15 protein-coding genes are annotated in these 12,718 nt (G+C 63.5%); 9 read left to right on the forward strand and 6 right to left on the reverse strand.

What is annotated here, in order from left to right:
* Positions 1 to 69: 69 nt before the first annotated feature.
* Positions 70 to 996 carry a LysR family transcriptional regulator gene (locus ABIE40_RS26220; protein WP_130283667.1) on the forward strand — a complete coding sequence of 309 codons (927 nt, stop codon included), beginning with the start codon at positions 70 to 72 and terminating at the stop codon, positions 994 to 996.
* Between the two features lie 26 nt (positions 997 to 1,022).
* Here the strand turns inward: ABIE40_RS26220 and ABIE40_RS26225 are convergent, their stop codons facing one another.
* Positions 1,023 to 1,277: a BON domain-containing protein gene (locus ABIE40_RS26225; RefSeq protein ID WP_112712175.1), complete on the reverse strand. Its 255-nt coding sequence runs from the start codon at positions 1,275 to 1,277 to the stop codon at positions 1,023 to 1,025.
* Between the two features lie 142 nt (positions 1,278 to 1,419).
* Here ABIE40_RS26225 and ABIE40_RS26230 point away from each other — a divergent pair, with 142 nt between their 5' ends.
* Positions 1,420 to 1,911, forward strand: coding sequence for a cytochrome b (locus ABIE40_RS26230; protein WP_199625357.1), 492 nt, complete (start codon positions 1,420 to 1,422; stop codon positions 1,909 to 1,911).
* 6 nt (positions 1,912 to 1,917) lie between these two features.
* Here ABIE40_RS26230 and ABIE40_RS26235 read toward each other — a convergent pair whose 3' ends face one another.
* Both ABIE40_RS26235 and ABIE40_RS26240 read right to left on the reverse strand, forming a co-directional pair.
* Positions 1,918 to 2,412 carry a hypothetical protein gene (locus ABIE40_RS26235; protein ID WP_199625358.1) on the reverse strand — a complete coding sequence of 165 codons (495 nt, stop codon included), beginning with the start codon at positions 2,410 to 2,412 and terminating at the stop codon, positions 1,918 to 1,920.
* A 113-nt stretch (positions 2,413 to 2,525) separates the two neighbouring features.
* Positions 2,526 to 3,029 carry an NUDIX hydrolase gene (locus tag ABIE40_RS26240; protein ID WP_199625879.1) on the reverse strand — a complete coding sequence of 168 codons (504 nt, stop codon included), beginning with the start codon at positions 3,027 to 3,029 and terminating at the stop codon, positions 2,526 to 2,528.
* A gap of 406 nt (positions 3,030 to 3,435) precedes the next feature.
* Between ABIE40_RS26240 and ABIE40_RS26245 the strand changes: the two genes are divergently transcribed.
* On the forward strand, positions 3,436 to 3,675 hold the full coding sequence (locus ABIE40_RS26245; RefSeq protein WP_199625359.1) for a hypothetical protein: 240 nt from the start codon (positions 3,436 to 3,438) through the stop codon (positions 3,673 to 3,675).
* On the opposite strand, the gene hemN is transcribed toward ABIE40_RS26245, so the two are convergent.
* Positions 3,676 to 5,028, reverse strand: a complete 1,353-nt coding sequence (gene hemN, locus ABIE40_RS26250) for an oxygen-independent coproporphyrinogen III oxidase (RefSeq protein ID WP_199625360.1) — start codon at positions 5,026 to 5,028, stop codon at positions 3,676 to 3,678. It lies immediately after the preceding gene.
* Between the two features lie 184 nt (positions 5,029 to 5,212).
* Here hemN and ABIE40_RS26255 point away from each other — a divergent pair, with 184 nt between their 5' ends.
* Positions 5,213 to 5,557 carry a hypothetical protein gene (locus tag ABIE40_RS26255; protein ID WP_199625361.1) on the forward strand — a complete coding sequence of 115 codons (345 nt, stop codon included), beginning with the start codon at positions 5,213 to 5,215 and terminating at the stop codon, positions 5,555 to 5,557.
* A 42-nt stretch (positions 5,558 to 5,599) separates the two neighbouring features.
* On the forward strand, positions 5,600 to 6,160 hold the full coding sequence (locus tag ABIE40_RS26260) for a threonine transporter RhtB (protein WP_199625362.1): 561 nt from the start codon (positions 5,600 to 5,602) through the stop codon (positions 6,158 to 6,160).
* Between the two features lies 1 nt (position 6,161).
* Here ABIE40_RS26260 and ABIE40_RS26265 read toward each other — a convergent pair whose 3' ends face one another.
* A complete protein-coding gene (locus ABIE40_RS26265) occupies positions 6,162 to 7,241 on the reverse strand; it encodes a LacI family DNA-binding transcriptional regulator (protein WP_199625363.1) in 1,080 nt (359 codons plus the stop codon).
* Positions 7,242 to 7,411: 170 nt separating this feature from the next.
* On the opposite strand from ABIE40_RS26265, the gene ABIE40_RS26270 reads away from it, so the two are divergent.
* From ABIE40_RS26270 to ABIE40_RS26285, 4 genes are all read left to right on the forward strand, one after another.
* Positions 7,412 to 8,395: an ABC transporter substrate-binding protein gene (locus ABIE40_RS26270; RefSeq protein WP_199625364.1), complete on the forward strand. Its 984-nt coding sequence runs from the start codon at positions 7,412 to 7,414 to the stop codon at positions 8,393 to 8,395.
* Positions 8,396 to 8,476: 81 nt separating this feature from the next.
* Positions 8,477 to 9,970, forward strand: a complete 1,494-nt coding sequence (locus ABIE40_RS26275) for a sugar ABC transporter ATP-binding protein (protein WP_199625365.1) — start codon at positions 8,477 to 8,479, stop codon at positions 9,968 to 9,970.
* 7 nt (positions 9,971 to 9,977) lie between these two features.
* Positions 9,978 to 10,973, forward strand: a complete 996-nt coding sequence (locus ABIE40_RS26280) for an ABC transporter permease (protein ID WP_502944819.1) — start codon at positions 9,978 to 9,980, stop codon at positions 10,971 to 10,973.
* A 10-nt stretch (positions 10,974 to 10,983) separates the two neighbouring features.
* Positions 10,984 to 11,967 carry an ABC transporter permease gene (locus tag ABIE40_RS26285; protein WP_199625367.1) on the forward strand — a complete coding sequence of 328 codons (984 nt, stop codon included), beginning with the start codon at positions 10,984 to 10,986 and terminating at the stop codon, positions 11,965 to 11,967.
* Here ABIE40_RS26285 and ABIE40_RS26290 read toward each other — a convergent pair.
* The gene (locus ABIE40_RS26290) at positions 11,964 to 12,689 is read right to left on the reverse strand and encodes an SDR family oxidoreductase (protein ID WP_354541146.1); all 726 of its coding nucleotides are present in this window, start codon (positions 12,687 to 12,689) and stop codon (positions 11,964 to 11,966) included. The genes ABIE40_RS26285 and ABIE40_RS26290 overlap by 4 nt on opposite strands.
* Between the last annotated feature and the right edge of the window lie 29 nt (positions 12,690 to 12,718).

The raw sequence follows: 12,718 nt of genomic DNA on the forward strand, positions 1-12,718 counted from the left end.
TAAGGCAGAGAGATTGTATAATACCGTTCTCCTATTCTGACTTAGGAAAAGCGAATATCAGAGGCCATGATGACACGTCTCGATGCCTTCAAGTTAAAGCATTTGCGCATGCTCGTCGCGCTGGAAGAGCATGGGAAGGTGGGCAGGGTCGCGGCGATGTTCGGCCTGTCGCAGCCATCGCTGTCGCGCACGCTGTTCGAGCTCGAATCGCTTGCCGGATACCGGCTGTTCGACCGGCACAATCGCGGCACGACGCTGACCGCCGAGGGCAAGGTGCTGGCGCGCTATGCCCGGACGCTGCTGTCGGAAGCGGCACGCGCCGAATACGACATGAAGGTTATCGCGTCGGGCAAACGCGGCAGCGTCAGCATCGGCACGGTAATGACCCCGGCTTCGGATGTCATCGTCCCGGCGCTGAACGATGCCCAAGCGGAGTATCAGGATCTCGACATCAACATCTCGCATGGCAGTAGCGATGCCCTGCTGGCACAGCTCAATGCCGGCAGCCTCGACTTCGCGATCTGCCGCCTGCCCGAAAACGCCAACCGGGCGATGTTCGATTATGAGCCGATCGGCGAGGAGACCTTTCGCATCGTCGTGGCGGCGAACCATCCGCTGGCGAAGAAATCGGCAGTCGAGGAAACAGATCTCGAAGGCCTCGACTGGGTGCTGCAGCCTGAGGGTTCCTACCTCCGGGACGTGATCGACGACTACCACCGCACGCATGTCATCGTGCCCCGCAGCGTGATTTCCACCTCATCGGTGCTGATGACCATCCTGCTCGTCAGAAGCGGCGGCCGCGTCGGCATGTTCGCCACGACGGTGGCGGAAATGCTCGATCAACATCACCTGCTGAAGGCGCTGCCGCTGAATGCCCGGATCGACATACCAGGCTTCGGTCTGGTGCAGCTGAAGGGCAAGGAGTTGTCGCCTCAGGCCAAAGGTGTGCTGGAGGCGTTGCGGCAGAAGGCGAGTGAGCGGAAGACGTGGGTTTGAGAGGGAATGTCTTCGCCCGGAGCCCCCTAGAAAAACCGCCCCAAAGCACGCGCCGTCGAGATATCGTTGACCACCCGGCGAACGCCGCGCACGCTGGCCGCCGTTGCACCGGCCGCCTCCCGCGTGCCGGAACTGCCCAACCGGCCCTTGAGCGTGACGACGCCGCTCGCGACGGTCGCCCTCACTGCCTCGTGGCTCAGGCCGAGTTCCAGCTGCAGCCGGTTGCGGACGGCGACCGAGAGGGCGTCGTCACCGATCGGGATGATATCATTGACGAACATCGCAGCAGCCTCCGGTTCTCACTGACGGCATCCTCCGCCCGGTGGCCGCCGCCTGCCTTGACCTAGATCAACCGGTGCGCGGCATTCACGTTCGTGTCAGCTTCGTCAGGCACGGAGGAGGGCCAACAGCCGGGAGCCGTTCATGCCGAAGACAAGCTATTCCCTCACCCAGCGCGTCCTTCATTGGAGCATGGCGCTGCTGATCTTCTTCAATCTGCTGTTCCCTGACGGCATGAACCGCTGGCACCATCTGCATAGGAGCGGCCAGCCGATCTCGCCCGACGATATCGCCGGCGCCAATATCCACGCCTATATCGGCATCCTGATCCTGGTGCTCGCGGCACTTCGCCTGATCGTGCGGGCGCTCTCCGGCGCCCCGGCCGAAGCCGAGGGATCACCGGCCGTGCTGCATCTCGTGGCGCGGGCAACCCACGCCGCGCTCTATCTGCTGCTCTTCGCCATGCCGCTGTCCGGCATTGCCGCCTATTACTTCGGGATCGACAGCCTCGGCTCGCTGCATGGCGGCCCGGTCAAGATGCTGCTCTGGGTGCTGATCTCGCTGCATGTGCTCGGCGCCTTCGCCCAGCACTTTTATTGGCGGACGAACGCGCTGCGCCGCATGACGATCGGCTGAAACCGGTCAGACGCCGTCGGCCTCGAGTTCCCGGTGCCGGACCGGCCGTTGCTCCGCCTTCGCCGCAGCCATACGGATATCGCAGAGCATCTGCCGTTCGAGCTTGATCTGCCGGCGCATCGGGCCGGAAAAGAGCCGCAGCGCCTGCCCTACGGCACCGGGTGAAAGCTGGCTGCGTCCCGCCGCAAGTCCCGTCAACGCCGCGATCGCCTGCTGTGCCGCATCGAGCTCGGCCGCGCGGCAGGCGGCGCGCAATTCCCGGAGGTTTGCGATTTCGGCTGCCTTGGCGATCAAGGGCAGCGCGGAGCAGATCAGCCGCTCTTCCAGCCGATGGGTTTCTGCCAGCAGCGGCCCGAGTTCGCGGGCCATCGTCACGCAGAGCGCATTGTCGACATGGCACGGCAGGAAGTCGGCGATCGCCTCCAGAAAATCGCACCAGGAGAGCAGTTTCGTATGGCACGCCTCCAGTTCCTCAAGCCCGCCCGGCATCACATCAGTCATCGCTACCCCCAATCAGAACGGCCGGGCAATGCCACGGCCTCCCGTCGGCGATAGACGCAGATGCGAGACCTTTCCTTGAGAGAGATCAACAAGCAAGGATTTGTTGGGCGGGATTACTTCGCCTTGAAGTCGACGAGCAGCGACTTGAGCTCGATCTCGCGCACGCGGCGCGCGGCCTCTTCGGGCTCGACCCAGGCAAGCACGCGCTGGCCACGCTCCTTGAAATCATCGACCTGTTCGAGAACCTCGACCGGATAGATATCGACGATGCAGGGGGCGACGTCGCCGTTGTCGAGCCATTTCAGATAGGTGTAGCGGCCGATCGGTTTCTTGCCGACGGTGCCGCGAACGCCCGCCTCTTCCCAGGCTTCCGTGGCGGCGGCCTCGTAGGGCTTCTTTTTCTTCATCGGCCAGCCCTTGGGAATAACCCAGCGGCCGCTGGCGCGCGAAGTCAGGATCAGGACTTCGATACCGTTAGGCCCGCGACGGAAACAGAGCGCGCCATATTGCTGCTTGAAGGCGCCGGTAAACAGCTTGTCGGGCTTGGCGGCCAACTGCTGCAGCAGCGTCTTCGGCCTTTCCGGTGGCGGCTTGCGCTCTTTCTTCTTGGGCACCATCAGCAGCGGCTGGTTCAGCCATTCGCCGCGATGCGCATATGAAGAGATAAAGTTCATGCCTGCTCCGCCGGAACGACTCAGCCGCCCGCTTCTCCGCCGCCTATGCGGCACCGGGACAAATTGCAGCCCAAGAGCAAAAGGGCAAGTGCGACCTGCAGACACTATGAGATTTTGATACCGGAGCCTCCCACCACGAATGGAATGCTTACGTGCTTGGGTCCATCTCTGGCGCAGCATGTCCGGCGGCCAAACGGCCCGCCCTTCACCCGATCACAAAACTGAAAATGGAAATGACGATGCGCCTGCAACAGCGGCCGTTCACGGTCGAGATCAAGAAGAAGCGCCCGCTTGCAAAGCCGGCACCCGCGCTGCCCGTATCGAGCATCAAGCACGGGAAGCCCGCTTGATGGTCAGCCGCAGCCTACCGCACGAATATTTCGTTCTAACGCCTGCGCAGAAGACCGGGCCTGTTATCGGCCATCTCGACCGTCGGCCGATCGCTGCGGCGGTCATCGACAGGGATGGCGGGCGCTACCGTTTCGTCGGCATTGCCGCCCGCGATCGCCGCGGCCGGCTCGACGTGACGGCGCTAAAGCCGGGCGAATGGATCGTCGCTCCCGATCTCGTCTATGCCGAAGCGGCCTAGCTACGCTGCCTTGCTATGCGTGCGGCCGGGCGCGCCGAAATAGGCATCGAAGGCGGATGCCACGGCGCGTACCATGAAGCGGGCGTCCCCGGAAACGGAGAGGCGCCCCTCCGACAAGGTCGCGACGCCATCGCGGAGCAATTGCTCCAGCCGCTCGTTGCGCTCGGTCAGGAAAGCGTGGTTATAGCCGGCCGTTTCGCAGAGGCCGGCGATGTCGACCTGGAAATCGCACATCAGCCGCTCGATCACCTTTGCGCGCAGCTTGTCTTCGTCGCTCAGCCGATAACCCTTGGCGGTCGGCAGGATGCCGGAAGCGATGCGCTCGCCATAGCGGCCAAGCGGCACCTCGTTTTGCACATAGCCGCCGGGAAGCCGCCCGATCGATGAGGCGCCGAGACCGATCAAGGTCTCGCAGTCGTCGGTCGTATAACCCTGAAAATTGCGGCGCAACGTTCCCGATGCAGCAGCGACGGCCAATTGGTCGTGCGGCAGGGCGAAGTGATCGAGGCCGATCTGGACATAGCCGGCCTCAACCAGCGCCTCGGCGATCGCTTCCGCCTGGGCGTTGCGCTGCGGCGCATCCGGCAGCACCGCCTCGTCGATCAGCCGCTGATGCTTCTTGAACGACGGCACGTGCGCATAGCCGAATACCGCGAGGCGCTCGGGGCGGAGTTCGACAGCCATCTTCACCGTCTCAAGACAGGAAGCGACCGTCTGATGCGGCAGCCCGTAGATCAGGTCGAAATTGATGCTCTCGGTCCCGTTTGCACGCAGGCCTTCGACCGCCGCCCTGGTCTGCTCAAAGGTCTGGATGCGGTTGATCGCGTGCTGCACCGCCGGGTCGAAGCTTTGGACGCCGAGGCTGGCGCGGTCGACGCCGTTTTCGCCGAGCGCGGCGACCATTTCCGCGGTGAGCGTCCGCGGATCGATCTCGATGGCGACGCTGCTTCCTGCTTCGAAGCGGAAGGCGCTGCGCAGCTTCTTCATCAGCGCTGCGAAGGCATCCGGGCGGATGATCGTCGGTGTGCCGCCACCGAAATGGACGTTCTTCACCCCAAGCCCGTTGCCGGCCGCCTGCGACACCAGTTCGATCTCCTCGGCGAGAATGTCGAGGTAGTCAGCCACCGGACCGTCCTGGCGGGTCACCGACGTATGGCAACCGCAATACCAGCACATCGCCCGGCAGAACGGGATGTGCAGGTAAAGCGACACGGGATCCGATGGGCTGAGCGCCGCCAGTCCCGCCGCGTAATCCTCTGGTCCGACAGCGGCTGAAAAGGTGGGCGCGGTCGGGTAGCTGGTGTAGCGCGGCAGGCGGGCTTCGCCATATTTGGCGACAAGGGCGTTGGACATCGTGGCTTCCTTCACAAGCAATCCCGCCCTTATGGCGCCCCGGCGAACGCATCTCCTTGTTCTAGATCAATGAACCGACCGCCATACCGAGCGCCCTGCGACTTTGATGCAGATCAAAGCGCGTGGCCGCCCGCGCGATAGCATTGCCGCGTTGCGGACCGGTGCGCGAAGGAGAGACCGTTCAATGCGATACGCCATCATCGCCGCCCGGTTCGAGGAGCGGGCAAAGTCCGGACGCATCGAGATCCACGACGGCGCGCAGGCACGAACGGTTATCGTCACCCGCCGCGCGCTTCTCAGCATCGCCTCGCCGCCGCGGGCGAACGAGGCCCGATTGCTCCAGAACCTCGATGTCTTCTGCGAGATCGCCTTGAGCCCTGAAATAGCGCCCGACCAGAAGGGCGAGGTCACCATCACCGCCAAGCACGTCAGGACATGGCGGGGCACCCCGGTTGACGAGCCCGTCTGGAGCTGGCGCGAAAGCCAGCCACCCTCAGCGGATCGAAGCGCTTTCCCGCAATCTCTATAAAGACGCTGGCGCAGGCGGCGGGCCTGAAGGATATTGCCGAAGATGACCTTGCTGACCTTCTCTCTCGGCGTTCTCGCGCTGCTGATCATGCCCGGCCCGACCAACGCGGTCCTCGCCATGGCGTCGGCAGGCATCACGGCTACCCGGTTGCTGTCGCTGCTTGGGGCGGTGCTCGCGGCCTATCTGATCGTCATCATTCCGGTCTCGGGGATTGCCGGACCCTACCTGCAGGCGCATCCCGGCGTCGCCCAGAGCGTTCGCATCGTCTCGGCGATCTGGGTGCTGTCACTGGCGCTGAAACTTTGGAAAGCCGATCCCGACGCCGGCGCCACCACGGTCGGGCCGCGGCATCTCTTCGTCACGACGCTCCTGAACCCCAAGGCGATCATCATCGGCCTGACGATGGTGCCCGCCGTTCAGGCGCCGTTTGCGCTCGCGATCCTGAGCTTTGCCGCCTGTGTCACACTGACATCGGCAATCTGGATCGGGCTCGGGTGGCTGATTACCGGAAACGGCAGCGGTATGCCCCTCTTGGCGCAGCGTTGCGGCTCCGCCGTCCTGATGGCCTTTTCGATCACGCTTGCGGTCAGCGCCGTAGCCTGACCTACGATTTCTTCTTCGCCGTCGAAGTCCGAACGACGAGCGGGCCGTCGACCTTGATCGTCATCGGCCGCAGCGACTTTTCGTGCACGGCCATGTCGATCAGCGTCTCGGCCGCCTTCTGGCCCATTTCATAGTTGGGCAGAACCAGCGTCGAGAGCGGCGGATGGGTGTAGCGCGCCAGCTCCTGGTCGTCATAGCCCATGACCGAAAGGTCCTCCGGCACGCGAAAACCCTTCTCGGCCGCCGCCTCCATCACGCCAATCGCCATCAGATCGTTGCCGCAGAAGATCGCCGTCGGCGGGTTCGGCATGGAGAGCAGATCGAGGCCGGCCTCGTAGCCGCGCAGCGGCAGCCAGTCGCCATCGCGCACCAGCGTCTCGTCGAAAGCGACATCGACCGTGGCGAGCGCCTGCTTGTATCCCTTGAGGCGATCCACCGCGGCATCCATCCACGGTTCGCCATTGATGAAACCGATGCGCCGGTGGCCGAGCGAGGTCAGATGCGCCGTGGCGGCAAAGCCGCCCGCCACTTCGCCTGGCACGATCGCCATATGCTGTCGCGGCTCGGCATAGCAGTTGAGCAGCACGGTCGGAATGTTCTTGAGCAGGTCCGGCACCTTCACCTTGCGGGTGAAGATCGTAGCGTAGATGACGCCGACGATCGTCGGATCGCGCAGGATCGAGCGCAGCACTGCGTCTTCGAGATCCGGATTGGAGCGCGTCGCATGCGCCGAGGTCAGGAAGCCCTGCTCGAAGGCGTAGTCGCGCACGCCGTCGAGGCTGACGACCGGATGCGGGCTGGTGGAGATTTCATCAACGACGAAGGCAATCGTATCCTTCTCGATTCGGGTATCCGGTTGAGCTTCATGACGGACACCAGGTAATTTATAACCAATTTTATGAGCAGCCTCCAAAACCTTGGCCTGGGTCTCCGGAGAGATGCGCGATCCCGACATTTCATTGAGTACGAGCGACACGCTGGACTGCGAAACACCCGCAATACGGGCAACATCGGTCATTGTAGGCCGCCCAGCCTCACCGCGGCGCCCTGTTTCCCCGCCGCGGCCATTCTTCTTCGCCATCCAAATATCCTCCCGATGATTTGCTGCAGCGCAAACCAAAATTTGTGCAATAGCTCATAAAATGACGCTTGACTTGCTAATATTATTAGCTGCAAGATTAGCTCATGTGAAGCAGTTATTGCTCACTGCCGGTTGGGAAGATACCGGAAAATTCGGGAGGAGAAACTGAGATGTCCGCATTCTCACGTCGCACATTCATGCTCGCTGCAACCGCACTCGGCGCCGTCGCCGTTGCCGGCAGCGTTGCCATGGCAGAAGTCCCTGCGCTGAAGCACAAGGACAAGTACAAGGTCGGCTTCGCGCAGACCGAATCCAACAATCCGTGGCGTATCGCCCAGACCGAAAGCATGAAGGCGGAAGCTGCAAAGCTCGGCTATCAGCTGGTCTATACCGATGCTGCCGGTTCCGCTGCAAAGCAGGTCGCGGACGTCAACTCGATGATCGCCCAGGGCGTCGACCTGATCTTCCTGTCGCCGCGCGAAGAAAAGCCGCTGATCCCGGCCGTCAAGGCCGCCGAAAAGGCCGGCATTCCCGTCATCCTGCTCGACCGCAGCGTCGATCCGAAGCTCGCAAAGCCCGGCAAGGACTACCTGACCTTCATCGGCTCCGACTTCATCAAGGAAGGCCAGCGCGTTGCCGAATGGCTGGCGAAGAATGCCAACGGCAAGAAGAAGATCATCGAACTCGAAGGCACGACTGGTTCCTCGCCGGCCAACGACCGCAAGAAGGGCTTCGATGACGCCATCAAGGCCGCCGGCGGCTTCGAGATCGTCGCTTCGCAGTCCGGCGACTTCGCCCGCGACAAGGGCCGCCAGGTTGCTGAAGCCCTGCTTCAGGCCCATCCGGATGCCGATATCATCTACGCGCACAATGACGAAATGGCGATCGGCGCCATCTCGGCCATCGAGGCAGCCGGCAAGGTGCCTGGCAAGGATATCCTCGTGCTGTCGATCGACGGCGGCAAGGAAGCTGTCGGCCTCGTGGCAGATGGCAAGATCGGCGCTGTCGTAGAGTGCAACCCGCGTTTCGGGCCGAAGGCTTTCGAAACGATGGCGCGCTACGCCAAGGGCGAAAAGATCGAGCCGTGGGTCATCAACGAAGACAAGTTCTATGATGCCTCCAACGCCAAGGCCGAGCTCTCCAGCGCATACTAAGCTCCCAAAGTGACCGCTCCGGCCGGTTCGGCAAATGCCGTTCCGGCCGGCTTTTCTTCTATAGATGATGGAGTGGTCGACATGCTTCTGTCGATGCAGGGTATCTCCAAGTCCTTTGCGGGGATTGCTGCGCTCCGCTCGGCTTCCCTCGATATTGCCGAGGGCGAGATCATGGCGCTCGTCGGCCAGAACGGCGCGGGAAAATCGACGCTGATCAAGATCCTCACCGGCGCCTACCAGCGCGACGAGGGATCGATCCGCTTCAATGGTGAGGACGTCGCCTTCTCGACGCCGGCCGAAAGCCAGGCCGCCGGGATCGCGACGATCTACCAGGAAATCAATCTGGCGCCGCAGCGCTCGGTCGCCGAGAACATCTATCTGTCGCGCGAGCCGAAGAAATTCGGCTTCCTCGACCGCCGCGCCATGCGCGAAGGCGCCCGCAAGGTGCTCGCCACCTTCAATCTCGACATCGACGTCGATCTTCCGGTTTCCCGCTTCAGCGCCGCAACGCGCCAGATGGTTTCGATCGCCCGCGCCGTCACCCAGAACGCGCGGCTGCTGATCATGGACGAACCGACCTCTTCGCTCGACGAGCGCGAAGTCGCCGTGCTTTTCGAGACGATCCGCACGCTTCAGAAAAGTGGCGTCGCGGTCATCTTCATCGGTCACCGCCTCGACGAGCTCTATGCCATCTGTGACCGCGTCACCATCATGCGCGACGGACAGACGGTTGCCGTCAGCGCCATGAAGGACATCCCCAAGATGGAGCTCGTGCGCCACATGCTCGGCCGCGAGCTTGCGGCCTTCGAGGCGCTGAGCCGCGATGCCGACAATGCGATCGAACGCCCAGTGCGTCTCGAGCTCGAAGGCGCCGGCTCCGGCCTGCGTGTGCGCGATGTCGATCTGCTGATCCGCGAAGGCGAGATTTCGGGGCTCGCCGGCCTTCTCGGCTCCGGCCGCACGGAAACGGCGCGCATCATCTTCGGCGTCGACAAGTTGGAACGCGGCAGCCTGCGCTTCGGCGGCACCGACCGCAACTATGCCGAACCGGCCGCGGCGATTGCCGACGGCATCGGCCTGGTGTCAGAAGACCGCAAGGTGGATGGCATCGTGCCCGACATGAGCATCCGCGAGAACATGACGCTGGCGCTGCTGCCGAAGCTGAAGAGGGCGGGCATCGTCGATCGCGCCCGCCAGGACGAGATCGTCGCGCGCTTCATCAAGTCGCTCGGCGTCAAATGCGCCTCGCCGGATCAGCCGATCAAGGAACTGTCGGGCGGCAACCAGCAGAAGGTGCTGCTGGCCCGCTGGCTCTGCACCGATCCGCGCGTGCTGATCGTCGACGAGCCGACGCGCGGCATCGATATCGGCGCCAAGTCCGAAATCCTGCGCCTGCTGCGCAATCTCGCAGACGAAGGCCTCAGCGTGCTGATGATCTCGTCGGAGCTGGAGGAGCTGCTTGCCGCGGCCGACCGTGTGACCGTGTTAAGCGATGGAGCATCGGTGGCGGTCCTTCCGCGCCGGGAGCTTTCCGAACAGAGTCTTCTCGCCGCGATGGCGCATCAGGTAGATTGATATGACGATGACGGACACTTCCCTCAAAGCCGCCGCGCCACCCCGGCCTTCCGCCCTGCAGATCGCCAGCCGCTACGGCACGTTCGCGGCCTTCCTGCTGCTGATCGCCGTCAACGTCGCGATCACCCCGAACTTCCTCTCGTGGCAGACGCTGAACGTCAACCTGACCCAGGTCGCCACCATCGTCATCGTCGCGACCGGCATGACGCTGGTGATCGCGACCGGTGGCATCGATCTCTCCGTCGGCTCGCTGATGGCGATATCGGGTGCTGTCGCGCCGATGATCTTTCTCGGCACGCTCGTGCCGATCGACAATGCGGCGCTCGCCGTCGGCCTCGCCTTTGTGCTGCCGGTGATCGTCGCCATGCTCTTCGGCTGGTTCAACGGCTTTCTTGTCACGCATTTCTCGATCCAACCGATCGTCGCGACGCTGGTGCTCTTCATTGCCGGGCGCGGCATCGCCCAGGTGATGACCAACGGCAATCTGCAGGTCTTCAAGAATCCGGCCTTCCAGTGGATCGCCATGGGCAATGTCGCGGGCATCCCGGCCCAGGTGCTGCTGATGGTCGTCATCGCCGCGCTCGCCTATTGCCTGATCCGCTTCACCGTCATCGGCCGCCAGATCATCGCCGTTGGCGGTAACGAGAAGGCGGCGCGCCTGACCGGCATTCCGGTCAAGCGGGTGAAGACGCTGGTCTATGTGATCAGCGGCGCGCTGGCCGGCATTGCCGGGCTGGTGGTCGTGGCGCGAAATTCCGCCAGCGACGCCAATCTCGTCGGCATGGGCATGGAGCTCGATGCGATCGCGGCGGTCGCGGTCGGCGGCTCGCTGCTGACGGGCGGGCGCGCCAATATCTTCGGCACGCTTCTCGGCGCCTTCGTCATTCAGCTGGTGCGCTACACGCTGCTTGCCAATGGCGTTCCCGATGCCGCAGCCCTTGTCGTCAAGGCCGGCCTGATCGTCGTCGCCGTCTTCATCCAGCAGCGCGCCGACAAGACCTGAGGACAACAAGATGCTTTCCGCTCTCATCCGACCCTTCGCTCCGAAATCCTCAGGCGATCTTGCGCGTCTCGGCGTGCTGATCGCGCTCGCGGCACTGATCCTGTTCGGCGCGCTTCGCTATGACAATTTCCTCTCGCCTTTCAATATCCTGAGCTTCCTGCGCTACAACTCGATGTTCGCGCTGATCGCGCTCGGCATGGCCTTCGTGATCATGACCGGCGGCATCGACCTCTCGGTGGGGGGCGTTGCGGCACTCGCAAGCGTCGTCTCGGCGCTGGCATCGCCCTATGGCTGGGCAGCCGGGCTTGCCGCCGGCATTGGAGCAGGTCTCGTCGTCGGCATGCTCAACGGCTTCGTCATTTCCAAGATGCGGATCCAGCCCTTTATAGCGACGCTTGCCGCGATGCTGGCTGCCTATGGCACGGCACTGCTCCTCGCCGACAATCAATCCGTTTCCGTCGACTACGACACCGCCTTCGTCTCGATCGGCCAGGACGATTTCCTCGGCTTCCCGATCCCCGGCTGGATCGCGCTTGCGGCCTATGTTGCCGGCTGGATCTTCCTCGAGCGACGCCCCTCCGGCCGCCATATCCTGGCGATCGGCGACGGCGAGCAGACGGCAGCGCTGATGGGCCTGAAAGTCAACCGCACGCTCTTTGCGATCTACGCGCTCTCAGGCGCACTCGCGGGCCTTGCCGGCGTCATCCTCGCCGCACAGTTCGGCGCGGGGCAACCGACCGAAGGTGTCGGCTGGGAGCTCTTTGCGATCGCCTCGGTCGTCGTCGGCGGCACGCTTCTGACGGGCGGCTCCGGATCGGTCGGCGCCACGCTCGCAGGCGCGCTGCTGCTCGGCATGGTCTTCAACGTGCTGAACTTCGAAAACGGCCTCGGCTGGATCTCGCTGTCCGCCTATTGGCAATCGGTGATCCGCGGCGCCTTCCTGCTCGTCGTCGTCATCCTGCAGGCAAGGCTGACCGCGAAGTCGGCCGCCTAGGAGACCGAAAGACCGCCATCGACAGGCAGCGAAACGCCGTTGACCATCGCGGCGCCGTCGCTCAGCAGGAAGAGGATCGCTTCGGCCACCTCGTCCGGGTCAAGGAAGCGGCCGAGCGGGATGCGCGCCTTGACCGGATCGGCCTTCGCCGGATCGCTCCAAGCGAGTTCGCCCATCGGCGTCAGCGTCACGGTCGGGTTAACGCTGTTGACGCGGATGCCCGACGGGCCAAGCTCCGCCGCCATCACCCTGGTCATCGCATCGAGCGCCGCCTTCGAGGCGCAATAGGCCGTGTGATTGACGACACCGCGCCTTGCCGCGTCGCTCGACACATTGACGATCGCGCCCTTGATACCGCGCGCCAGCCAGTCCTTCACGACGATCTGCGACAGAACCATCGGCGCGACGGTGTTGACACCAAGTACCCGGTTGAATTCCGAGAGATCGCTGTCGACGAAACTCTGCAATGTCGTCGTGCCCGCGCAATTGACCAGCAGGTCGATGGGGAGAGCAGGCTTCACGATTGCCTCGATCTGATCGATCGCCCCGAGATCGGCGCAAACTGTCTCGCAGCCGGTTTCCGTCTTGAGGGAAGCGAGGTCATCGGCACTGCGGCTGAGCGCCACGACCCGCGCCCCGCGTGATGCCAGCATCACGGCGGTTGCCCGCCCGATCCCCTTGCCTGCTCCCGTCACCAGAACGCGCCGTCCACTCCAGTTCATGCTCTTCCTCCGGATCATTTTCGATCGGG

Source organism: Rhizobium sp. OAE497 (assembly GCF_040546565.1).
Taxonomy (GTDB): domain Bacteria; phylum Pseudomonadota; class Alphaproteobacteria; order Rhizobiales; family Rhizobiaceae; genus Rhizobium.

What these genes read in the sequence shown, in the direction of transcription:
- ABIE40_RS26220 (WP_130283667.1), top strand. Translation starts at nt 70, where the DNA reads ATGACACGTCTCGATGCCTTCAAGTTAAAGCATTTGCGCATGCTCGTC.
- ABIE40_RS26225 (WP_112712175.1), bottom strand. Translation starts at nt 1,277, where the DNA reads ATGTTCGTCAATGATATCATCCCGATCGGTGACGACGCCCTCTCGGTC.
- ABIE40_RS26230 (WP_199625357.1), top strand. Translation starts at nt 1,420, where the DNA reads ATGCCGAAGACAAGCTATTCCCTCACCCAGCGCGTCCTTCATTGGAGC.
- ABIE40_RS26235 (WP_199625358.1), bottom strand. Translation starts at nt 2,412, where the DNA reads ATGACTGATGTGATGCCGGGCGGGCTTGAGGAACTGGAGGCGTGCCAT.
- ABIE40_RS26240 (WP_199625879.1), bottom strand. Translation starts at nt 3,029, where the DNA reads ATGGTGCCCAAGAAGAAAGAGCGCAAGCCGCCACCGGAAAGGCCGAAG.
- ABIE40_RS26245 (WP_199625359.1), top strand. Translation starts at nt 3,436, where the DNA reads ATGGTCAGCCGCAGCCTACCGCACGAATATTTCGTTCTAACGCCTGCG.
- hemN (WP_199625360.1), bottom strand. Translation starts at nt 5,028, where the DNA reads ATGTCCAACGCCCTTGTCGCCAAATATGGCGAAGCCCGCCTGCCGCGC.
- ABIE40_RS26255 (WP_199625361.1), top strand. Translation starts at nt 5,213, where the DNA reads ATGCGATACGCCATCATCGCCGCCCGGTTCGAGGAGCGGGCAAAGTCC.
- ABIE40_RS26260 (WP_199625362.1), top strand. Translation starts at nt 5,600, where the DNA reads ATGACCTTGCTGACCTTCTCTCTCGGCGTTCTCGCGCTGCTGATCATG.
- ABIE40_RS26265 (WP_199625363.1), bottom strand. Translation starts at nt 7,241, where the DNA reads ATGGCGAAGAAGAATGGCCGCGGCGGGGAAACAGGGCGCCGCGGTGAG.
- ABIE40_RS26270 (WP_199625364.1), top strand. Translation starts at nt 7,412, where the DNA reads ATGTCCGCATTCTCACGTCGCACATTCATGCTCGCTGCAACCGCACTC.
- ABIE40_RS26275 (WP_199625365.1), top strand. Translation starts at nt 8,477, where the DNA reads ATGCTTCTGTCGATGCAGGGTATCTCCAAGTCCTTTGCGGGGATTGCT.
- ABIE40_RS26280 (WP_502944819.1), top strand. Translation starts at nt 9,978, where the DNA reads ATGACGGACACTTCCCTCAAAGCCGCCGCGCCACCCCGGCCTTCCGCC.
- ABIE40_RS26285 (WP_199625367.1), top strand. Translation starts at nt 10,984, where the DNA reads ATGCTTTCCGCTCTCATCCGACCCTTCGCTCCGAAATCCTCAGGCGAT.
- ABIE40_RS26290 (WP_354541146.1), bottom strand. Translation starts at nt 12,689, where the DNA reads ATGAACTGGAGTGGACGGCGCGTTCTGGTGACGGGAGCAGGCAAGGGG.